The following is a 23110-nucleotide window of genomic DNA, read 5'->3' on the forward strand; positions in this document are numbered from 1 at the left end:
GGGCGAGCGGGTGCCGTTGAGATAGGCGCGGACCGTTTTGCGGTCTCGGCCGGTGTGGCGGGCGATCGCCGAGATCGTCAACCCTCGTTTGTGCAGGGCGTGTACTTCCATATCGTCCTCCCATGTAAGCATGAGAAAGCGGGTCTCCTTCGAGTAGCTGATGAGTGGTCAGAGACCATCAGCATCGAGGGAGACCCGCCCTCGTTGGCGGTGCCACACGGGTGGGGAATTTCAGTGAGCGTTACTGGGGAATTTCAATGAGCGCCGTCAGCGACTTGGTCGGCGCATTCTCTCGAGCAGTGATACCCATCGTAAGCAGTGCTGATTGAGCCGCAGCCGTATCCACATCCGAGCACATCCGCTTGGGGAACGCAATTGTTGTTGCGGCGGGTGGTCGTTGACAGCACTCGGCGTGAGAGGCGGGCCGCTCGCGACAGTGACGTCATGTAGACAGCATCGGCCATTGAATGGCCGCCGTTATCCAGGCATCGATACTTCATATATTCGTACTACATGTGTTAGCCAGACGAATGACACTTACGATCATGAATGCACGTAACATGCAGACGGCAAAGAGCTTGACAGAGAGGCCGCGGTTTTTCGTTCCCGTATCCACCCCCCCCCGTGTCGTAGAAGAGGACCGCGCATCGACTGACTGCGAAAGACCGCAGCACTGTCGCCGTCGGCGCGAGCCCAAAACGGCCACGGAACCGCGGCCCCACATTCGCTAGGAGGGTCGGTGTTCGCACCACCCGGCCAGCGTAATCACGAGCCCTTGCGTACCGGTTGGCAGAGACGGGCCAGGACGCGCTAAACACTCATCCTCTGCGAAGAGGCCGAGCTTGTCGTCAGGTTTGCTTCCCACGGTCGAGCAAATCAAGCAGGTAGGAGCCGTATCCTGACTTTGCAAGCCTTTTTGCACAGATTCGAAGTTGTTCGTCGTCGATGAACCCGCGTCGCCAGGCAACTTCTTCGGGAACTGCGATTTTCAGTCCTTGGCGCTGTTCGACGGTGCGGACGAAGTTGCCGGCGTCGAGCAGTGAATCGAAGGTTCCGGTGTCGAGCCAGGCCGTGCCTCGGGGCAGCACCTCGACGTGCAGGTGGCCCATATCGAGGTAGGCGCGATTGACGTCGGTGATCTCGTACTCACCGCGGGCACTGGGTTGCAGGCCGGCAGCGATCTCGACGACGTTGTTGTCATAAAAATAAAGTCCCGGGACAGCAAAGTTCGACGTCGGTTTATTGGCTTCTCTTGCAAATCGATTGCTTTTCCATCGCTGTTGAAATCGACGACGCCATAGGCTTCGGGATTACGGACCCAATAGGCGAATACCGCGCCACCCTCGATGTCGTGAAAACGGTTAAGCTGCTCGCCAAGCCCTGGCCCGTAGAAGATGTTGTCGCCTAGGACCAGTGCCACCGACTCGCGCCCGATGTGGTCAGCACCCAGTACGAAGGCCTGCGCCAACCCATTTGGGCTCTTTTGAACCTGGTAGGTCAGCGTCAGGCCGAACTGACTTCCGTCGCCGAGTAGCGCTTTGAATGCCTGCTCGTCATGAGGAGTCGTTATAATCAGAATATCGGTTATGTCCGCCAACATCAAAGTGGTCAGCGGATAGTAAATCATGGGTTTGTCATAAACCGGCACGAGCTGTTTGCTGACGCCCTGAGTGATGGGGTGTAGCCGTGATCCGGTTCCGCCGGCCAGGATAATTCCGCGCATGGGTTTCAGCATAAGGGTTGTGGGCTCGTTCGGCTTAGTGACAATAAGTCGGGTAATGTTCGCTTAACTAAACAGGGAGTAAATCATGCGGGTACTGATCACTGGTGGAGCCGGATTCATCGGCGCAAATTTTGTGCACCGAACTCTGGCCACTCGCCCAGACGTGCAGGTCCGCGTACTCGACAAGATGACATACGCCGCCAACGCGCAATCACTGGCGTCCGTCGCCGACCGCATCGAATTCCTCAAAGGTGACATAGCCGACACCACCCTGGTCGACCGCCTCGTCGCCGACACCGACGTTGTCATCCACTTCGCCGCCGAATCCCACAACGACAACTCCCTGGCCGATCCCTCGGCATTCGTTCACACCAACCTTGTCGGTACCTTCTCCCTGCTCGAAGCCGTCCGCACCCACGATGTTCGCTACCACCACATCAGCACCGACGAGGTATACGGCGACCTGACCCTCGACGACCCCCAACGATTCACCGAGGCCACCGCCTACAACCCGTCGAGCCCCTACTCCTCCACCAAAGCCGGCAGCGATCTGCTCGTGCGCGCCTGGGTTCGCTCCTTCGGTGTACAAGCCACCATTTCCAACTGCTCCAACAATTATGGGCCCTACCAGCACATCGAAAAGTTCATCCCCCGTCAGATCACCAACGTACTGGCCGGAATCCGGCCCAAACTGTACGGCCAAGGCACGAACGTCCGAGACTGGATCCACGTCCACGACCACAACGACGCCGTCTGGACCGTCATCGACAAAGGCACCATCGGCGAGACCTACCTCATCGGCGCCGATGGTGAAGTCGACAATCGCACCGTCCTGGAAACCATCCTCGAACTCTCCGACCAACCCATCGACGCCTTCGACTTCGTCACCGACCGTCCCGGCCACGACCTGCGCTACGCAATCGACTCCACCCGTCTACGCACCGAACTTGGCTGGCAACCCCACTTCACCGACTTTCGCAGCGGGCTCACCGAGACCATTGCCTGGTACCGCAACAACCCCGAATGGTGGCAACCACTGAAGAACCGCGTCGAAAACAAATACGCCACGACAGAACGCGTAGTGCTCTGAAGTTCCAAGGCCAGGCTTAGTCAGCATTCACTAGTGAAAGTGATCAGGAGTCTTTCTGTTTCGTATCGATACCTCCGGCAGCGCGGGGACCTTGATGTCGACGCAGCTGAGACGCGGTCTCGGCCGTTCATGAGACAACGTGGCGGTGGAAAAGCTGAGGCGCCGCGTAAGGTTAGGCGCGCATGATCTGGAATGCGGATGGTGGCCAGGCGCCTAGCCAAGTTCGATTCGACATGACTATCAATCGAAAGATGGTCAGACGACCTGCTGCGAGCAACCTTCTATCAGACCACGCGATGAAGGTTCTGTTCGGATGCGCCGCGGCAGCATCTCCGCTCCCCGACCGCTGAGCGGTTACTGCAGGAGCGCAGTGGCGCTCACGACCTCGGCCTCGACGTCTCCAGCGCAGGCACCCGTTGGCGTCTTGGTCGCCCGATGCACCCGCAGAGTCGGCGGGTCCTTGCCGAAGGCGGGCCCGACGTCGAAGACCTCTATCCGCGCATGCTGTATGAACGGACTGCTGGCAATCAGTACCTGGTTGCTGGCCTGGCGCGAAACCATCGCGCCGCTGGTGCCAGCTGGCCGCCGATTGGTTCAAGCGGATGTCGTACTGGGCGAGATGCTCGGGCAGGAGGATCTAGCGTGTCACCCCGTGATGCTCTCGACCGAACGAACCAACTCTGGGCGTCGTCGACGCGAAAGGTAAGGCTTTAGAAGTCCTCGACAGTCGTCGCCGGCGGCATCGGGAAGCGTCCCTAACACCCGACTGCTTGATCGTTGGCACCCCAGACATCGGCCCGGCAGCCTGGGTTGTCACATCTGCTTTGTGCTGGCTCGCTGCTAGGTCGCGGTCTGAGCGCAGCCAAGTTTTGTGACCATACTTGCGCAGAAAATTATAGAGTCCGAACGCGCGAATTTTATATAGAGACAGCTTTGCTAGGTATTGACTTTCCAGAAGCGCGTTGCGACCTGTTGTCAAGGCGTGGCCAGGTAAACGATGCAGAACCGGTCCTCGCGAGGTCACAGGGCGGGCGTTGTGTTACATACAGGTAAACCGTGAGTGCATGACTGTTAAAAGACACACCGTTCGTTACGCAGTTGCAAACTGCAGATTTGTAGTGATATTAATCACTCAAAAGGAGAGACGTGGTCCATCTTTCTCTCGGGTCGGCTCGTTCGAATGACGCCGTGATTCCCGCCAGATAGATTGCAGAACAGTCTGATTCGGAATCCCGTCGTCTAGATGATGCTCTCGCGACCCTGCACCGGCCGTCAAGTAGAGCGAAGCAAACTTGCTGTGGCGGGCGCAGGATCGCTGCTAGGTATTCAAGGTCCTGGTTTAGACGGTGGGCCGGCACCGAATCGTTCCGTGACTAAGTTACGCAAAATGCGGCTTAGTGCAGTAACGTTCTGATCACGCAATGTACGCGGAAGGGTTGGCGCGTCACGAACAAGGCGCACGCATTCTTCACGAACGATTCGTTACCAAAAGTTTAGTCACTGACGCCTATGTCGGTAGTACACGCAGTGCTAGGGGAGGTCCGCATGTCTAGACGCCAGGGGTTACCTAGGACTGCGTGGAGACCTGCTGAGGGAGCCAGTCAGCTTCCTTCGCGGGTTGTCAAACCCCGTGAGGATCATTGGGCTAGTAAATATGTGACCCGGGTTCGCTGGACGGATGCCGTAATTGTCGCGGCCGCTGTTCTCGTCGCACAGCAGATCCGGTTCGGCGGCACTGACACCCTCGCCGCGGGCATGTCGCTGACGTCGTTCGTTTTGACGTTCTGTCTTTTTGTCGCCTGGACTTTCGCGTTGCGTGCCACGCAGAGCAGCGACCGACGCATTGTCGGTGACGGACCGGCCGAGTACAGTCGCGTCCTCAATGCCTGTTTCATCGTCTTCGGCTTGCTGGCCATCGTCGACCTTGCGTTCCGCCTAAGTTTGGCTCGCGGATTCATCGCTATTGCATTGCCGCTCGGGACGATTGGGCTTCTACTATCTCGATGGGGGTGGCGCAAGGCGCTGCATCGAAGCCGGCTTCGCCGCCGCAACCTCAGCCAAGTACTGGTCGTTGGAGGCCAAGCATCAGCAGTACCGTTCATTCAGCATCTCGGGCGTAACCCCGGACTTGGCTACGAAGTGGTGGGTGTGTGCGTGCCGCCCGGTAGCGAACACCGTCCGGTCACAGTAGAAGGCAAATCCGTCCCTGTATACGGGACCTTCGGTGAGGCCCGCGACGCGGTCGCCCTTTGCGGAGCAACGACCGTCGCCGTCACATCGGCAGAGGCTCTTGGACACTCTGCGATGCGGGAACTCTCATGGGACCTTGAGGGAATGAACGTAGATATGCTCGTCTCACCTGGCGTCGTCGACGTCGCTGGGCCGCGGATGATGGTGCGCCCGGTAGCGGGCTTGCCACTACTACACATCGACAAGCCCCGTTACGACGGCGCGAACCGCTTCCTCAAAGCGGCGTTCGACAGGCTGGGTGCACTCGCGTTAATCGTCGTGTTGACACCGGTTATGCTGGCGTGCGCGATTGCGGTCAAGTGTGGCTCTAAGGGCCCCATCTTTTATCGTGCCGAGCGTATCGGTGTTAGCAACATGCCATTCGACATGTGGAAGTTCAGGACGATGGTCGACGGCGCGGACCAACGGAAGGCGGCACTCGCCCAGAAGAACGAAGGGTCCGGTGTGCTGTTCAAGCTTCGCGACGACCCGCGGGTGACGGCGACTGGAAAGTTTCTGCGCCGCTACAGTCTTGACGAACTACCGCAGCTCTTTAACGTCCTCGGTGGCACAATGAGCTTGGTTGGTCCGCGACCGCCTCTTCGTGATGAGGTGGAGAAGTACTCGGGCATGGTTACGCGCCGGATGCTAGTTCGTCCCGGTATGACTGGACTGTGGCAAGTCTCGGGGCGATCAGACCTTTCGTGGGAAGAGTCAGTTCGCCTGGACCTCACATACGTAGAGAATTGGTCGATCATGCAGGATGCCATGATTTTGTGGCGCACAGCTCGAGCGGTGACAAAGAGTGAAGGTGCATACTAGCTAACGGCACACTAACTAAAATGAAAGGCCGCAGCAATGGAGACTGCAGCAATTCTGCGTCCGATATCCGAGCCCAGGAGATCCGAAACGGACGGGATGACTATGGCGACCGGCTAATACTGTGCAACCCTGCGGAAGCCCGCAGGTTGGTCTGCCTTTACTGAAAATGAAAACAATCCGACGCTTATTGATAGTGGTCTGTGTAATCCTCGTTTTTCTACCTATGGTTCTGGGCATTTCTGGCTACTTTCTGTTCACCAAGGCTCATATGGACCGTTTGAGCGCCGCGGACGCAATCGTTGTCCTCGGAGGCGAACACGACGGCCGCGAAAAGTATGGTCTGCAACTTGCGACGCAAGGATATGCCGACATCGTTCTGCTTTCGAACCCGTACCAGGCCGGAGATGGTCTGATGAAGCAAGCCTGCTCGTCCTCTACTCGACAAGTCAAAGTCGTTTGCTTTCTACCGAATCCTGGGACAACGCGGGGTGAAGCAATCTTTACCCAGCAGATGGCGGAACGATTTGGTTGGGGCCACGTCATTGTTGTCACTTGGCGCTACCACTTGCAGAGGACCCGATACATATTCTCGCAATGCTTTGGCGGCAGAGCAACAGTGACGGCAGTTCCTCGTGCGTATGATTTCTCGTTCGCGAAGTGGGAAAGTATCTACGCCTATCAGGTTGCAGGCTTCGTCAAAGCGGCAGTTGTTGGGTGCGGCTCTTCTCAGTGAAAGGGGCAGATCTTCTGATAAATGGAAAAAAAGACATGGCTAAAAAGATAGGTGTTTAGTGCCGCTACGACGCAGATTCCGATGTTCAACGTGACCGCAGTCACGATCTCACGCAGGTCCCGTATCGCAACTCGGCCCGAGGTGCTGGCGAGCGCAGCGATTGAGGTGCAGCCTCCAGCGAAGCCAACGGCGATGGTGGCCGGTAGCAACGCAAAAAGATAGTCAGCGGACAGTACGACTGTGAGCAAGTTTGTCCCAAAGGCGTTCAGGGCGACGACAATCCGATTGTGTTGCCACCGCAATAGGGTGAGGGCGGCGTAGGCAACCGCGCTTCCCGCGGCACCACCGAGAGCGAGCTGGTAGACAGGAGTCAATGTGATCGAAATCTAGCTATGATTTGGCCAGCTGTTAGCGCTACCACCGCAAGAAGAGCGACGACGACTAGGTATGCGACCGACAGCCACACATCGGTCGAGGTGGCGGCAACCATAACAGCCACGCAAAGCGCACCCAGTCCGCTGCTGAGACCGATCGCGAACCAGCGTAGCTTCGGCATGTCAATAGACCGTGGCATGATCGCGCCAACAATCAGACAGGACGTTGTGATTGCTACCAAGCAGACCACGAAGTCATGGCGGGGACCAATGTAGATCTCATCGAGAAGGTGACGTCCTGCGGCTCCAACCGCCCCTCCCGATGCCGCACACATGAACTCGCCGCCGTCGAAGGTTCCGCGTCGTGGCATATGGCCAAGTCTAGACGCACGGGCAAAATCTGGTTGGTTGGTGTTGATGGCATCTATCACTTGGGCGCGCTAAGTGACTCCCATAACATGCACAACTTCCGAATGGCGAAAGTTAAAGTAATCTTTTCCGTCCGCAATGCCCGTATCCGTTGTATGTACAGGCCGCGGGGGAGCGGTCGTCGGTATGTTTTAACGCTGAATAATTTAGGCCTCGAAATAGAATACATTTGCATCCCGCGATTTCGAGGCAGATTTAGATGTCCGGCTTCTCAAATATGCTTGTCTGGACAGTACCGCCACCTCCGGGCTTGAGCCCGCGGTAATCCGTCCGCATCCACCCCTGCAGGATGGCTCCGGCCTTGCGATAATTAGAACGGTCGGAGTCATCGAGCAGAAGAATCCCGCCGGGCGCGACTTTGGCTCGGGCTGCCCGAACACAGTCGACCCGCGTCCGTCCATCTACAACTACGAGGTCAAGCGAGTCGTTTGCCACTCCATCGATTGAATGAACGTAGTTGTCGTAAAACTCACCGGGTGCAGTCTCGGCTTCGCACGCGCCCTCGGACTGAACCGGTTGGTGGATAACTCTGCATTCGTTCGGAAGCTTCTCGCGCAAAACCTCGAACCAGACTGGGTCGTGCTCTACTGAGATGAGGCTCGCGCCGAGATCGTGCAGCCAGAGAGTAGATCCCCCGCCACCGTACTCGAAGACATTTGCTCCCCGGGGCAATCGGGCCTCTACGGATTTGATGACCTGGTAGTTCCACCATGGTAGCCGAAGAGCGAGGGTCGAACTACGGTGTTGGCGTGACCATGTCAGCACTTCGCCAATACGGTGGGGTCGACGCCAGTAGTACGACCCGATGCTCTTCAAACTGCGGACTTGATTCGGAGGTATTGGTGCCATAACAAGAGTGTGACGCAGAAACGTCGGCCATATGGTCAAGTCGCAAATTCCGGCCGTCGACGCATTCTACGGGCCTAAGTCCTGCGCTACCCATGTACTCGGAGCCGTCTCGAATCGGCAAACTACGCGGTGAGGGCTGGGCGAAGTTCGTCTGCGTATCGACGCTAGTCTGCACTGGTGAGATGAAGGTTGTGGAGGCGTAGAGCCGGGGTTCCGAGCCTGCTTATCGGCCGGATCATGGGACTACCCCAGCAGCAGCGGCGGCCGGTGGGTAGCGTCACGAGCCCGGAGACAGCCCACGAGACAGCTTGTGTGAGGTCATGATTCCTACCACAACGATGTTTGCATCCGGACCGGTTGCCCGCAGCTTTCTGTGCGTGGTGGCGCGCCGGGACGTCGGGTTTGACATCATTCGCGGCCCCTTCTTACACGCACAATGGCCGACTCGGGATCGCTATCTGATGCGTCAGCTATTCGTTCCTCGAAACGCCGGCTGCCCTCGGTCTGGTCAATCGCTGACGTATCCGATCGAGGGCTAGCCACTCAGGGCAATTTTTGGAAGGCTGTGACGAGAAAGGTTGTACCCATCGGGTACTGATGGTCGATCAACCCCGACTTTGTAGGAGTCCCCGAGTACGGCGCCCGCGAAATTGCGAACCGGGTGAAAGGGGCGACACCTTGCTGACTGTCCGAGGTGTTCGCGGGCGGGTTTCTGCGATTGCCCGCATATACGAGTAACCCAGCAAACGTTGCTGCGAGTGCGAAGACGGTACTACCCCAAGTGCTCTGGCGTCGCGCGCTTCAACTACAACTGTGCCTTATCTTTCGATGTTCGGCTGAGTGGACCCGTTCCATTAACCGACAGATCTCGGTGCACGTCATCGCCGAAGATCGGCGTAGAACGCGGTGAAGTCAGAGACCTGGTCGCGTACATCGTGCGAAACCCCGGTAATCAATCATTTGCAATTTTTTGCGGGTCTCCCCGGCCACATCAGCCCACGGCAATCATGAGCGGAGTAACGCGACTCGGTCGATACTGGATCTGCGACCGATGAGTCGCCCTCAGATAGAGCATGTTACGGCGGTCACGGTAGCTTCCGCACAAACTTCGCTGGGCTTCCGAAGTAGAGACTGTCTGCTTCACAGTCCTCTAAAACGAGCGAACCGGCCCCAATGACGACGCCATCGCCAATGCACACCCCAGGGCAGATAGTGCTTCCTGCGCCGATCCACACGCCGCGTCCGATGGATACGGGGGCGGCAGTTCCTTTGCCTGCCCTGCGTTTGGTGGATCCGGTCTCATGGGACGTGGTAATCACCGTGACGTTCATGCCAAAGGCGGTTTGTGAACCGATTGTCACTGGTGCAATGGCATCGATGAACGCGCCATGATTGATAAATACAGCGCGTTCGACGACCAGTTTGGTCCCACCAATGAAGCAGTTCGACTGGATGCCGCAGCGCTGGATGTCCAACCCGGCTAGGCGGTAAAAGAGCCACCTAATTTCCGACGGGATGAGTGTCGTTGCGATTATGCCGTTGAAGAGGATGTTGCGGACAATCGTTCTGATGCGTGTGAGCATCCTAGAGATTTTGCCGGATACGGCCGGGATCTGCATGCCTGACGTCCGATCGGACCTCCCGCTTCCGGCTCAACTGGTTGCTACCAGCTATCGAATAGACTTGTCTGTCGTTGGATACGACAGCAAGGCACAGCCCAACCGCAAGCCAGAATATCGGTACGAACGTCGCATTCGAGAAAAAACTACTGACAATGATGATCGAAAGAACTTGACCAGCAGTGTGCTGAAGACAAAATACAGTGAGTGCAAATATGAGCAAAATAAAAGGAACCGCCAGTAGTCGTGCGTCTACCCAGAGCCCGAGCACCCAATTGCTGGCCACGCTATTGGCGGAACCCGCCTCGTCAAGATACAAATTACCTGAGACGCCCACTCGACCAGCCGCACTCAAACCATGACCATGCCAAGGTGAATGCCTCGCTAAATACCAGAGCCCATCTAGCTGTTGAAGACGCGCCTCTCCCGATATATCATCCTGTCGAACAGTTAAGGTCCGCTGTAGCCGTACGATCAAGTTGTCGGTCAACGACGGCAGGAAATAAATCGGTGCAGCCAACGCTGCCGCGGTTACCACAAGAGCGGCAATCCTACCCCTGCCATGTTTCGCCTTGCCATTACGAGAGATAACGACGACTATCGCACCCACAATGGCAGTTACAATTAACGCAATCCATGCAGCACGCGCAAATGAGAGCACCCACATCAATCCGCAAATCGGGAGCGCAATGACACGCTGCCACCTTGCCAACGGGAGTCGCCAGGCGAGAACCAGGCCAATCGCGCAATACATGCCAAGCCAATCCGGCTCAGGCCAGAATCCTGAAGGGCGTCCAATTTCGGAAACGTCGAGATGCAAAACGTGTTCTCGGGAGGGAAATATTCCAGCGAGTTGACCAATGCCGTAGGAACCTGACAAGACAATCATCCCGAGCGCCCCCTTCATGACAGTCAGTCGTTCAGCGCTCGTAGTAAAGAGAGCTAGCAGAACCGCCGAAGTGGCGAGCAACAACATCTGCACGGCGAGCAGGGGATTAGTTGCGAGATCGCCGGCTATCACCGACGTTGCCACGAACGCTACCGTGAGCAGGAGGAACGTTATTGGGAAGGTCATTGAGACACGGCGTGAAAGCTGTAGCAAGGACCACCCGAATATGAGGATCGTAAACACATGAATGCTGCCGAACTGCAAATTGACCAATGACGCTGCAGAACCTACGGAGGTCAAGATGACCCAATTGCGCTTCGCCGGCGACAAAGAAAGAATGATGGCGATTCCGGCCGCTGAGCACAAAGCAACAGTGGCCATCAAAAGTGGATCGGTCGGCATTCTCGGATTATACCCGTGTCCTGCGCATTCGGCAGCGCAACCCGCCCACCGGGCGGCGCCAGCCGCTCGTACTTAGAAAGCAGAGGCGGCCGGCTCCATTCCTGACGCTGTCGGATAGGTGTTCCGCGAAGCTGGTAGCAGTCAGCCGAAGCTAGTACTCAAGGCGGTCTGAAGAGTACGAAGGCTAGCGATGCGCGTCATGCCGCCGGATTGAGATGTGGTATAGCGAATCAAGGATGCTCGGTTGCGTTCTAGCGTCTAGCGGACGCTCACGCGGTCGCCGAGCCAGCAGCGGTCCGTACAGCATCGGCGAAGAAGCAGTTTGGCGGCCAGAATTCGTACGTTCGGGCTACGTCACCACTGGTACAAACCGTCCGTGTGTGGCATACGCTCATCAAACGAGCTGAATATCGCGGATGCTTAAGAAAATCGGTTCTGGTTGTGTTCGTCCGGTCGATCGCGGCCGTATGCACGTTATCGAGGTACGGAAGCTACCGTCACTCTCAGCTTCGAACTTCGAGCAGCCACGATCTCTGCGCTCGCTGACCGGCACACGGATGTACTTGGGGGAGTCCGTCCTTTCCGATCAACGTGAATGCGGAATATGGAAAGTAGACTCTACATGTCTAAGTCGTACCACACCAGTCGTAGAGTAACACGCGTATGGAATGAACTGCGTTCCTATCATCTGGAAACTCTAGCTGAAATGGAAGCGAGCTGCGTCGTTTTATCGTAGAGAGTCGTATGACTTTGATGCAACGCAGAATCTTGTAGGCGACATTGTAGCGGCCAAGTTTTTGCGAACGATATACATCCTCCTAACGTCACGATCGACGGTATTTGAGCTAAATGAACCACTGGCCGTCGGGCTCTGGCCAAAGCTGGTGGCATACACTTGTGTCCTGCGAGTTCGACGACGTGTCCTACGGCGCGAGACAGTTGTAGTTGCGTACTGTATCGAGAACACCGACATCGCAAGAGCGTTAAGTTCGAAGCTGCGAACGCCAGTTGCCATAAGCATGTTCCTTGCTGCTGTAGTAGGTGGTTATATATTCAGAACCCTCGACAGAGCCGCGTTCGGAACGGAGTCCGCGCTGAACGAGTACTCAAAGCACATACTGAACTTTGGTCCTGTTGAACATCTCCTGATGCCGGAATTGCCTAGTCCGTGTGAATGTGGAGATCCGATTAAGACACCAGGGTCGGTGGTGTTTGTCGGCACATTTGACGATCGTAAGGGTGTGACGCAACTTTTGGAGTCCTGGTCCCATGTTCAGGAAAGTAACCCGGATGCGTTCCTTACGATCATGGGTCAGGGACCGCTTGCTACAGAGGTCGAGCGGCTGTCGGGTCGGCTTTCGAATGTAGAGGTTGTTTATGATCCGCCGCGAGTCGAAATACATCGTGCCTTTCGGTTCGCGGAGATTGGGGTGCTGTTGTCCCAGCCGAACGAGCGTTGGCGTGAGCAGCTAGGACTGCCAATTTTCGAGGCTGTCGCGCACGGTGCAGAGGTAATTGCCAGCGCAGAATCGGGACTCGCGGGCTGGTTGCAGAACAACGGCCACGCGGTGCTCGAGGCGCACGCGTCCCCAGCTGAACTAGGAGCCTCCATAAATCTGCTTTTGCAGTCACCCAGAGACCCAGCCGTGATTCTTGCCCAACTTCCGGAGACGCACGGCCGCATATCGGCGGATCGATGGCTAGTCAGAGAGCCTGTTCTCCACGCCCGTTCCCCGACGCGCCGGCGAACGCACGGGTAACGTCGAGTCGGTCGGAGCGTCGCCATACGCGTCCCGCCTAGGGACGCGCCAGCCTCCCGACAGGGAAGCAATCTGGCGATCTGCAACTAGCGGCCGTGAAAATCTCAACTTCCAGCCGGTCCGTCAAGTACCCAATCTTACAATGACTACTCAAGAACCTCTCGCCAGACCTGAGACGTCGGTCCGCATGGCCTATCCAGGTTAGTCGCGCCTTCGGCGGCGCGCGCGGAAGGCCCCGGTGCAGTAAACTTCTCAGCGGGTGGAGTGTCAGCTCAGCGTGTGTCATTGGAGGCCATTTCAGTACTTGCAGTCCACCGGGCTCGACTTGTAAAGCACGATTCGTACTGCCAGTAGTGTGGGCTATTGGGTAGAGCTCGAGGGGCGATAACGAAGCAGTATTTATTGTTCTCCGGGCTGTTTTATCTACCAAAAATAGACTTGTCTATTCTTGATTCTGTGCTCTGTCCAATATTAGCTTGGAGGAAGTTTGCGAGTCAGCATTTTCGGCACGGGGTACCTCGGCGCCACACACGCTGCCTGTATGGCGGAGCTAGGTCACGAAGTCCTCGGTGTGGACGTTGACCCTTCGAAGATTGCAAGGCTTCGCGAAGGTGAAGTTCCTTTTTATGAACCTGGTCTGGAGCGGCTGCTGCAATCCAATATTCATTCGGGACGCTTAAGGTTCTCAGATTCGTACGAAGAAGCCGCAGACTTTGCGAATGTGTATTTTCTTGCGGTTGGCACTCCCCAGAAGAAGGGCGAGTACGCCGCGGACATCAAGTACGTCGACGCTGTGGTCGAACGACTTGCACCCTTAATTACTGGATCCTCGGTGATCTTCGGCAAGTCGACCGTGCCTGTCGGTACGGCGGAACGACTAGCGGCGCGAGCGCACAATTTGTCACCGGAAGGTTCGGTACTTGAGGTAGCCTGGAATCCAGAATTCTTACGCGAGGGGAGGGCCATTGAGGATACCCTGCGACCTGATCGAATTGTTGTCGGGTTTGCGGACTCGATGCACGGGCATGCAGAGTCAATTGCGAGGGAAATCTACGCGCCGCAAATCGCTGCAGGCATTCCCTTCATCACTACTAATCTTGCAACTGCGGAGCTTGTCAAGACGGCCGCGAATGCATTTCTTGCCACGAAGATATCGTTCATCAACGCAGTCTCCGAGGTCTGCGAGGTCGCTGGCGCCGACGTCACTCAACTCGCCGATGCCTTGGGCTATGACGAGCGAATAGGCCGAAAGTTCTTGAACGCAGGAATCGGCTTCGGTGGAGGCTGCCTTCCGAAGGACATCCGTGCCTTTATGGCGCGTGCTGGTGAATTGGGTGCCAACGAGGCACTGACCTTCCTTCGCGAGGTCGACTCTATTAACATGCGTCGCCGTTCTATAATGGTTGAGACCGCGCGTACCTCGTGTGGAGGTTCACTTCTTGGAGCTCAGGTTGCCGTGCTCGGTGCAGCATTCAAACCGGATTCAGACGACGTCCGAGATTCGCCGGCGCTGAATGTTGCCGGCCAGATTCAGCTGCAGGGTGCATCAGTAAGCGTCTTTGATCCCAAAGCGATGGAAAACTCGAGAAAAAACTTCCCAACCCTAACCTACTGCGAATCGGCCATAGAGGCCTGTTCTGGCTCGGACGTTGTGCTGGTACTTACGGAATGGCAAGAGTTCATTGAGCTGAAGCCGGGGGATTTAGAGATGGTCGTTCGTGCAAAGAACATAATTGATGGCCGGAACTGTTTAAATCCACACGACTGGCGGTCCGAGGGTTGGATCTTCACTGGGGTCGGTGGCAGATAGTCCACACGCGCGAGACGAAGGGATTTTCTATGAGCCGACCAACGGTTGCGATACTTGGTACTCGCGGTTACCCGAGTTTTTACGGCGGATTCGAGACATTGGTTAGGCAGCTTGTCCCGTACATGGTCGAATGTGGCTGGGACGTGGTTGTTTATGGCAGGACACGGGACGCGGATGCCTCTACAGAGGAATCAGTGGTTGTCAGGGTGACGCGTGGTCTGGAAACCAAATCGCTAAGCACTTTGTCTTACGGCCTGACATCTGCTCTTGATGCACGTAAAATCCGCCCCGATGTGGCCTTGATTATGAACGTCGCCAACGGCTACTGGTTGCCATTCCTTCGAGCGAAAGATATACCGGCAATTGTTAATGTAGACGGAATCGAGTGGGAACGCGCAAAATGGGGAAGATTGGCCCGTAGCGTATTTCGCTTAGGCGCAAGAATGACCGCGAAGTATTCGTCGTCTATTATCTGCGACTCCGTTGTAATCAAAGACTACTGGGCTCAGAACTTCGGTCGAGAGGGGAAGTATATCCCCTACGGCGGGACCGTACACAGCGAGTTGCCACCACCGGATGGTCTGCCCGCTGGTAAGTATATTTTAATGGTTGCGCGGTTTGTTCCCGAGAACACTGTTCCGGAGTTTTTGGCAGCTGCTGAGTCCCTCTCGGATAATAGCGTAGTAGTGATTGTCGGATCGTCTGGGTACGGGGGACCTTTGGAAGAGGCTGTCGAGGGTCTCGCCGCGAAAAACTCGAACGTGAAATGGTATGGCCATATCAACGACGACCAGAAGTTGTTCGGTCTCTGGCAACATGCTGGTGTGTATTTTCACGGTCACAGCGTCGGTGGTACCAACCCAGCGCTGGTCCAAGCGATGGCCTGCGGTGCACCGATAGTCGCGCGAGACACGCCGTATAACCGGGAAGTTCTAGGTGACGCGGGCTCGTTTACACGCCCCGATTCCGAAAGCATCCGTGAAGCGATTGAGTTGGCTCTTTCTGATGACAATCGGCTGCGCTCGTTGAGGGTCGCCGCCCGAGAGCGCGCTGCATCCTTCTACTCGTGGGACGCAGTATGCGCATCCTACGAGGCGGCTGCGAGGTCGGCTATTGGCGTGCGCGCATGAGACTTCGCGGAATTGCCCGCCGGGCTGAACCGGAAGTGGGTGCCGTCCCTGTTTTGCGCATCATTCCTGTTTTGCGCAGCGACCATGTCAAGCGGAATAGCCGGCTGACCGACGGCGTGACGTTGTATTTCGCGGAGAATCCGGACCTGGCGGGCACCGCAATCCCACAGTCGATGGCCCGCACCAGCATTGTCGCAGCATGTAGGCGGACATTTGAGGCGAAAGAGGCCGTGTTGGAGTTACCAGAGCCGCTGTGGGTGAGATATTTGCCCTACAGCCTGGTGCTCTCAGCGTTGTGGAAGTTGGCAAATCTTCGGCGACGGGCGAGGAGACCGGTAGTGGCCTATGCGATCGAGAACAATGACTTCGAGCAGGTTGCCTTTGGGATGAGGCAGGTGCCAGCCTGGTTCGCATCTGTCGTTCGTGCTGGCGTCGGCGTCTGTATCTGGGCTTGCTACTCAAGGATTGCGTACGGAGGCCGCGGTGCTCAACGTGGCTATGAACGACTGCCTCTCGTCGGTCGAATTGAATCAGCGGTGTTCGAGCCCCTTCCGTCGGCGGAACGGATCGATCGGGTTAGTGCCGAGAGGAGTGCGACAGACGTTCAGGTCGTTTTTGTCGGCGTCGTCGAGCGCGGAAGGGCATCCATCTGTTGACCGCGGCATGGGACCTCGTTGAGAAACAAACCACCATCGGCCAACTGTCGATAGTTGGCGACGGATCCCTTTCTCAGCTCGTTGAGACTGGTGTTTCGGAAATCCCTCGCGACGGAGATACAGGGGCAGGCTTCCCCATGACGAGGCGGTGCGCGAGATTGGAAGATCGACGGTCCTCGTTGCGCCATCGGTGCGATTCGGACGGTGGCGTGAGCAGGTAGGTCTTCCAATCACGGAAGCATTGGCTTACGGAAAGACTGTTGTGACCACGGACGAGACGTCCCTCGCTGACTGGCTTCGACAGAACGGGCACCGAGTCGTGCCTAGCCCAGTTGAGCCCGAAGAGTTCGCTCAAGCGCTCCTGGATGCGATGGCTCACCCGCTCGAACCCGCGGCCGTTCGCTCAAGTATTCCGGCGATAGCTGGACGGATCGCCGCCGACCGTTGGTTGAACGCTGCGGAGCGCGAAGTTCGATCTTCTGCGTCAGGGGCAAGGATATGACTGTCCCCATTGATAACCGATTGTCAGCGGTTGTTGTTCACTATCGTAGCTACGAAACAATCGGGTCTACGGTTGCAGCACTCGTTTCAAGCGGCATCCGCAGCGGGAACATTTGCGTGGTTGATAACAGCATGGAACCCGATCGTCGAGACGAACTTCTCGCACTTCTTCATCCCGGGGTTCATGTACTATTTGACGAGAATAGAGGATACGGGGCCGCTTGCAACGCTGGTGTTCGGTTCCATGCGGAGCGCAATTCGACTGCGGACTATGTTCTCGTAGCTACCCACGAAGTGTTGCCCGACGTGGGGGCTGTGGAGCTCCTTGTTGCGGCTCTAGAAGAGAATCCATCTGCGAGCGTAGCGGGCCCCACACTCGTTGTCGGCGAATCCCGCCAGATTGTCTGGTCGGCCGGAGGTTACTTGACCAAGTATCTACGGTTGCCGCGGCACACAATGCACGGATTTGTTCGAGATACTGTCGCCTTAAAGCCGCAGAAGTGTGAATGGGTCGACGGGGCATTCGTTCTTTACCGCGCTGCGGACCTACTCGAACATCCGATAAACGAGACGTACTTCATGTATATGGAGGAAGTTGACCTCCACCAAAGGTTGAAAAGACTCAGCAAAGAGACAATTTGGGTCCCCCAGGCGATTGTGTCTCAGAGCTCTTCGGGTATCCCGGATTATTATCTGGCCCGTAATATGCAAATATATCAGGATCTTAATGGGACTAGATTCAGTGCGGCTTTTGCAGTGCCTTATGAGATCGTGCGTCGGGTACTCTCCAGGGCTACCAAAGGGGGTGCACACGGCGACACGAAAGATCTATTCAGCGGTTGGATCTCCGGAAGGCGGCTCGAACGAGCAGTTTTACCGACCTCTGTGAGAATCGTGAACCCAGTCGGTGCGATGTTGCACCATTATAGTGCAGTTTCACGGAGGCAATTGTCGACGGTCGGCGCGGCTTGTACGGTTATGGAGCTTAGTGAACCCTCTCATGCGGAATATGGCCGACTGAGCTGGTTGGTTCGCACTTACGCCACGCTGGTCCGCGCGCGCGTGACAAAGCCCTCATCGAAGATTCTCTTCGTCTGGCCGGCGCTTGGCGCTCTCGACACCGTATTGGTTCGCTTCCTAGGAGGATCGGCAAGCTGGCTGGTGGTACATGATCCTGAACCGCTGGTGCGCTCGGTAGGTAACGGAAAATGGGCGCTGTGGTTTGCACGTCGTTTTGGCACCAGCAATCTTGTTGTCCATAGCGAAGTGGCGGGAGATTCAGTCTTTCGTCTTACTGGGCATGCGGCATACTTTCTCGAACATCCAACATATCCAGCTTCGGACACCATTGGGAGACTGGGCCGCCGTCAGGATAACCGTCGCGTAATTCGGGTCTTCGGACAATATAAGGCGGATCGCGATACCGAACTGCTCGTCCAGATTGCTCAGCGCCTGGGCGGCAAGTATGACCTTGAAGTCGTCGGTAAGGGCTGGCCCGCAGTTGCGGGTTGGCGTGTGAGCCCAGACTTTGTTGTCGAATCTGACGTAGACGGCGTGTTGGCTTCTGCTGACGTCGTCTTGATCCCGTACCGGCGTTTCTACCAAAGCGGTGTGGCCATACGTTGTCTTGAGGTCGGAACTGCTGTGGTGGGCCCCGCACAATCGAGTTTGGTGGGTCTGCTCGGACACGGTTCACCGCTCCTCGCGGGAAGTGACGGCCCTGACGACTGGGTCCGGGCCATCGAATTCGGCATGGCTGCAGAAGCGAACGTAATTGCTGAGGCTTACAGTGACTTCGCTCGTAGGTCGAACGATTCTTGGTCTCGTTGGCTGAACGTGGGAGGTCGTAGGTGAAGCCCTCGTACCTAGTTGCGCTCGGCAGGTCATCGGCGCACTCGGATCGCGTGTGGCGATCTGCCGGCAAAGTCGCCGGTGAGGTGAGATTCTCCCAGGCCGCCCCTTTGGGAAGGCGCCGCGGCAGCCGAATTCTGGGTCTTGGACTCGACGCGATGATTGTGGCGATGAAGGCTCGACTCACGGTGAGAAGAGCATCTTTGATCTGTGCGAATCCATGGATTGCGGTTGCAGTCAGGCTGCTTGGCTTTTCAGACTTCGTAGTTACCGGTATCTACGCGGTTCCTGGATCCCGCAGTTGGCAAATTCTCAGGAAGGCCATAGGCAACCGGCCGGTGGTGTGTCTCGTCGACTCTGAGGCCCAGGCGTGGTGTTCAGACGGCGGTCGGGCGACATCAGTTCTGTACGGGAACACCTTCGGCTATCCTCCGGCCGAAGTTCAAGCCGACGGCCCGAGGATTTTCATCGGGGGAACGTCGGACAGAGACCTAGCTGTCGTGGATCGTCTGATATCAGAGATTCGTCGAGATGTGACCCGGGTGCAATTGGTAATCGCCGACGGGACTGGGCCAGCTCGGTGGGACGGCGTGGTAGCCAGCATTGAATGGTTAGGCCGTGTGAGTCAGCCTGAGTTCGGGCGGCGAATGAGTCAAGCGGACGTAGTGTTTATTCCTTTGGTCGACTCCAGTCGATCTGCTGGTCACATGGTTTTAGTTGGCGCCCTCGAATGCGGTCTCCCGGTAGTGACAACCCCGGTCCAGGGCGTCGGCGGGTATATTGACGGCAATTTTGTTCGAGTTGTTGATCCAGTTGCGGATCACTTGTCAACACTCATAGACACCGCTACGGCGATGTCGGCTGAGCGCGATCGCATTCGCGAATATTGGATGCTGAAATTCAGTCTCAACGGATATGTCGTGCGCCTTCGATCGGCGTTTGACGTTTTTGGCTACGATCTCTAATGACTAGGGAAGGCAGAGTAGACGCTCACGCGTACGGCCGGCACGCCGCGGCCGCCCATCGCGATTTGCTGTCGGGTCCCGAAGAACCGAGATCTGTCAAGTTGAAGGCAAAAGTCTGCGAGGTTGGAAGGCGCTCACGCGTTTTAGGTGGTCGCGCAGCAGTGCAGGGGCCGCTTTTATCCTTATCATCGCAGGCAGTCGGGCTCATACAGCTGGCGTTACTACTCTGGCGAACCGGCGCAAATAACGCGACCGACGCCTACTTTTACTTGTGGACGTTGGGTATGTTACCGACGCTCACGCTTATCGTCGGCGTGATGTACCCGATGCTCTTAAATAATTCGAGGATTGGCGGGCCGGGTGTGACACGCATCGCAGCCGTGACGCCGGTGATGTCCGTCGTTACGGTTGCAATAGGAGCCACATGGTTTGCCCTGAATGACCGGCCCGTCTCTGTAATTTTGCCAATCGCAATAGCCAGTGCAGGGAATGCCGCTGCGCAAGCGCTAGTGTGGCATCGTGCGGTGCTTTCTGAGGCTGTTGGTGAGCCGCGATGGATGTGCGCCGTCGCACTGCCGTCGAACGTTCTCGCCGTGTTTGTTTTGGCCTTACCTTTGGGCAGCGCTGTGCAAGTTGTGACTTTTATGATCGCCGCGCTATTCGTTGGCAACGTTGGCCTCTACCTTGCGATGGTACGACTAGAAGTAGGAGCATCGGCGATACGCGGCGGTGAAGACCTCCTACCCGCGACCAAGGCCACGTTTGTGTGGTTCTTTTTTCGAGCGGGATCTGGCCAACTCGCTCTGGTAGTAATTCAATCTACTGCGGTATTGCTGCCTGCAGCGACGCTTACGGTTGTCAGCGTAGCGAGTAAGTTCGTAGGCGCATTCTCATCAATATTCGTTAACGCGCTTATTCCGCGTTTCATCAATCAGTCGACTAAAGATGCCGCAGCGGCTAACAAATTTATCCTCGTCCTCTGGTGCTTCCTCTTTCCGATAGGTGTCCTAGTCACTGCCCTGGCTTTGCCGCTTGAAGGGCTGCAAGTGTCGCTAGCGCTTCTTGGTTCCGTATGGGTTCTTGTTGCAACAACCGCCGCGGTCGCTCAGAGGATGGCCTTCAGATTTTTGCCCGCCAGTACTTCGCGCCTTTCCATCGGAGCGGTTTCGTTAGTTTCTCTTCTCGCGGTCATGTCTGCGTCGTCCTCTGAGTTTAATGCCGAAATGTTGGTTGCGGCCTACGCGGGTCTTGATGCTCTAACTGGTGTGATGTTCCTTTTTATGCTTCGAAGCCGGGCCGCTTTCGTGCTGATGTTTGGGGCACTTCTGGTAGTGGCTATCATTTGGGTCGGTCAGTACTTTTACTAGTGGATTATGGTTCTTCCGATTGGGTTCTCTTCGACGGCTCAATCGTTCGGTTTGCTCAGTACGTCTAGCTAGGAAGCGCGGTGGTGATGGGACTCATGCGATGGCGAGTGCGGGTTGCCTCAGGAGGTGGGGCTGCAGGGTCTGACGGCGCGGAAATTGGTTTCTTGCTGCATAATCCTCACAGGGTGCTCGATGTTGGGCCTGGCGGCACTGGGAGCGGCACGAGGGGCAGGGCCTTTTGATATTTAGCTTGGACGTCCCACCGCAGAAACCGCTAGTGACGTCTACGACTGAGCGAATGCTCGGCAACCACGGGAAGTGAACAAATGACTGAAACAAGCCAAGACTTCCAGGACGCGGGGAAGGATTCGCTGCGATCCGCCGTGCGAGCCATTAAACGAGGGTGGATCACCATACTAGCGGTGACCCTAATTTTCGGTGCGGTGAGCGTGATGTACAGCATCCTGCAGAAGCCCGTTTACCAGTCGACTGCGACGCTCTATGTGACGTCCGGCAGCGAAAACAGTGCCCAAACTGCTTACCAGGGTTCGCTGGCGTCGGAGCAGCGCGTTATGTCATACACAAAGCTTGTTGACTCGGATGCGGTCGTTGGCGCAGCTCTCAAGGATGTCCCCATGGGTCTATCCATGAGTAGTGCGAAGGAAGCGTTGAGTGCTACCACGACGCCGGAAACGGTATTGCTCAACATTTCTGCGGAAAGTACAGATCGCGCGACGGCCGCGAAACTCGCTAACGCAGTAGCTGAATCGATGACTGCCTATGTAAGTCGGCTCGAAGCACCGAGTGGCGGGGGCGCTCCCCTAGCGAAGGTCACCGTGGTGACGCCGGCGAGTCAGTCTGAGACCGCGATCGCGCCACGTACCGAGCGGAATACCGCATTGGCGCTGGCGCTGGGTTTGTTAGTCGGGCTGGGGGCAGTGCTTGTCTACAATCGCTTCAACAACAGAGTTCGGGACGAGGCTGACATGGGGGGTGCTACCGACGCGCCCGTGTTGGCTTCGGTGCCCAGCGACGGACTTCTTAAAGAACGCGGACTGATCGACTTCAGTTCAGGAGCAACCCTGGCTGCAGAGTCATATCGCAAACTGCGGACGAATCTCTCGTTCACCAGCGTTGATCGACCATTCCGCCGGATCATCGTCACCAGTGCACTGGAGGCTGAGGGCAAGACCACAACCGCCATCAACCTTGCAGCAGCGCTTGCCGAGACCGGGCAACGGGTTGTGCTGGTTGACGCTGATCTTCGCCGGCCTCAGGTGAATCATCGGACCGGCCGCATGGGCGACGTTGGTTTCACCAACTACCTCAAGGGTGACGGCGGCATGAATGACCTGCTGCAGCCCACGGATGTCGAGAACTTCTGGGTACTCGCCTCGGGACCAAAGCCTCCGAACCCGGCTGAGTTGCTCGGCTCAAAACGTGCTGGTGAGGGCATCGAAGAGCTCTCAGCCCACTTCGATTACGTCATCATCGATACTCCACCCCTGCTGCCGGTTACCGATGCCGCGGTGATCGCGCGGTGGGCTGACGGAGTACTGCTGGTGGCCCGCGCCAATCAGACTCGATTGCCGAACATCGCCTCGAGTATCGAACAACTCGACGCGGTCCAGTCCACCTTGATCGGTCTAATTCTCACCGACGTTCCCACCCGCGGTGGCGCCTACAAATACGGCTACACCTACGCCGCCACCCCCGAAACGAAGAGCGGTCCCTTCAGTCGGTTCCGTAGGAAGCCCAAACACAAGGCCATCGAGACCGTGCTCGATCCCAACGCGGAAGGGTAGGTCATCGAACACCCTGCAGGGGCGGTAGTTCGGGTGCGGTCTGCACTGTGGGAGGCGCAGGCGGCCAGATCGTCATGTTTCGCACAGGTCGCCCGGAAACGTGGGG

Annotated in this window: 14 protein-coding genes and 3 pseudogenes; 13 read left to right on the forward strand and 4 right to left on the reverse strand. The window is 56.9% G+C overall.

Annotation, left to right across the window (positions count from 1 at the left end; translation table 11 throughout):
- Both W823_RS57910 and rfbA read right to left on the reverse strand, forming a co-directional pair.
- A pseudogene (locus W823_RS57910) lies at positions 1-132 on the reverse strand (helix-turn-helix domain-containing protein); the annotation flags it as partial.
- A 716-nt stretch (positions 133-848) separates the two neighbouring features.
- A pseudogene (rfbA, locus tag W823_RS52620) lies at positions 849-1723 on the reverse strand (glucose-1-phosphate thymidylyltransferase RfbA).
- 85 nt (positions 1724-1808) lie between these two features.
- Here rfbA and rfbB point away from each other — a divergent pair.
- From rfbB to W823_RS52640, 4 genes are all read left to right on the forward strand, one after another.
- Positions 1809-2813 (forward strand): dTDP-glucose 4,6-dehydratase, encoded by a 1005-nt coding sequence (rfbB, locus tag W823_RS52625; RefSeq protein WP_023962190.1) that lies wholly within the window; start codon positions 1809-1811, stop codon positions 2811-2813.
- A gap of 357 nt (positions 2814-3170) precedes the next feature.
- Positions 3171-3527, forward strand: a complete 357-nt coding sequence (locus W823_RS57510; protein WP_081729911.1) for a hypothetical protein — start codon at positions 3171-3173, stop codon at positions 3525-3527.
- Positions 3528-4358: 831 nt separating this feature from the next.
- On the forward strand, positions 4359-5864 hold the full coding sequence (locus W823_RS52635) for a sugar transferase (protein ID WP_031333337.1): 1506 nt from the start codon (positions 4359-4361) through the stop codon (positions 5862-5864).
- Positions 5865-6087: 223 nt separating this feature from the next.
- Positions 6088-6597, forward strand: coding sequence for a YdcF family protein (locus W823_RS52640; RefSeq protein WP_023962195.1), 510 nt, complete (start codon positions 6088-6090; stop codon positions 6595-6597).
- 2737 nt (positions 6598-9334) lie between these two features.
- Here W823_RS52640 and W823_RS52655 read toward each other — a convergent pair.
- Positions 9335-9832: a DapH/DapD/GlmU-related protein gene (locus tag W823_RS52655; RefSeq protein ID WP_038254523.1), complete on the reverse strand. Its 498-nt coding sequence runs from the start codon at positions 9830-9832 to the stop codon at positions 9335-9337.
- Between the two features lies 1 nt (position 9833).
- On the reverse strand, positions 9834-11159 hold the full coding sequence (locus W823_RS57515) for an O-antigen ligase family protein (protein WP_023962203.1): 1326 nt from the start codon (positions 11157-11159) through the stop codon (positions 9834-9836).
- A 1148-nt stretch (positions 11160-12307) separates the two neighbouring features.
- Here W823_RS57515 and W823_RS59755 point away from each other — a divergent pair.
- From W823_RS59755 to W823_RS56920, 9 genes and pseudogenes are all read left to right on the forward strand, one after another.
- Positions 12308-12919 carry a glycosyltransferase gene (locus W823_RS59755; protein WP_369792675.1) on the forward strand — a complete coding sequence of 204 codons (612 nt, stop codon included), beginning with the start codon at positions 12308-12310 and terminating at the stop codon, positions 12917-12919.
- Between the two features lie 487 nt (positions 12920-13406).
- Entirely contained in the window at positions 13407-14729 is a 1323-nt protein-coding gene (locus W823_RS52660; protein ID WP_023962205.1) for a UDP-glucose/GDP-mannose dehydrogenase family protein, read from the forward strand.
- Between the two features lie 29 nt (positions 14730-14758).
- Positions 14759-15859, forward strand: a complete 1101-nt coding sequence (locus W823_RS52665; RefSeq protein WP_023962207.1) for a glycosyltransferase — start codon at positions 14759-14761, stop codon at positions 15857-15859.
- Positions 15856-16515: a hypothetical protein gene (locus W823_RS52670; RefSeq protein ID WP_023962209.1), complete on the forward strand. Its 660-nt coding sequence runs from the start codon at positions 15856-15858 to the stop codon at positions 16513-16515. The genes W823_RS52665 and W823_RS52670 overlap by 4 nt, the downstream gene beginning before the upstream one ends.
- Positions 16516-16645: 130 nt before the next feature.
- Positions 16646-17017: pseudogene (locus tag W823_RS59760) on the forward strand (glycosyltransferase family 4 protein); the annotation flags it as partial.
- On the forward strand, positions 17014-18870 hold the full coding sequence (locus W823_RS57530) for a glycosyltransferase family 2 protein (protein WP_081729915.1): 1857 nt from the start codon (positions 17014-17016) through the stop codon (positions 18868-18870). The pseudogene W823_RS59760 and the gene W823_RS57530, both read left to right, overlap by 4 nt.
- A gap of 155 nt (positions 18871-19025) precedes the next feature.
- Complete coding sequence (locus W823_RS57535) at positions 19026-19832, forward strand: glycosyltransferase (protein ID WP_152538172.1); 807 nt, start codon at positions 19026-19028, stop codon at positions 19830-19832.
- 284 nt (positions 19833-20116) lie between these two features.
- The gene (locus tag W823_RS52685; protein ID WP_152538173.1) at positions 20117-21199 is read left to right on the forward strand and encodes a hypothetical protein; all 1083 of its coding nucleotides are present in this window, start codon (positions 20117-20119) and stop codon (positions 21197-21199) included.
- 326 nt (positions 21200-21525) lie between these two features.
- Positions 21526-23004 (forward strand): polysaccharide biosynthesis tyrosine autokinase, encoded by a 1479-nt coding sequence (locus W823_RS56920; RefSeq protein ID WP_023962222.1) that lies wholly within the window; start codon positions 21526-21528, stop codon positions 23002-23004.
- The last annotated feature ends 106 nt before the right edge of the window (positions 23005-23110 follow it).

This window comes from Williamsia sp. D3 (assembly GCF_000506245.1).
In the GTDB taxonomy this organism is placed as follows: domain Bacteria; phylum Actinomycetota; class Actinomycetes; order Mycobacteriales; family Mycobacteriaceae; genus Williamsia; species Williamsia muralis.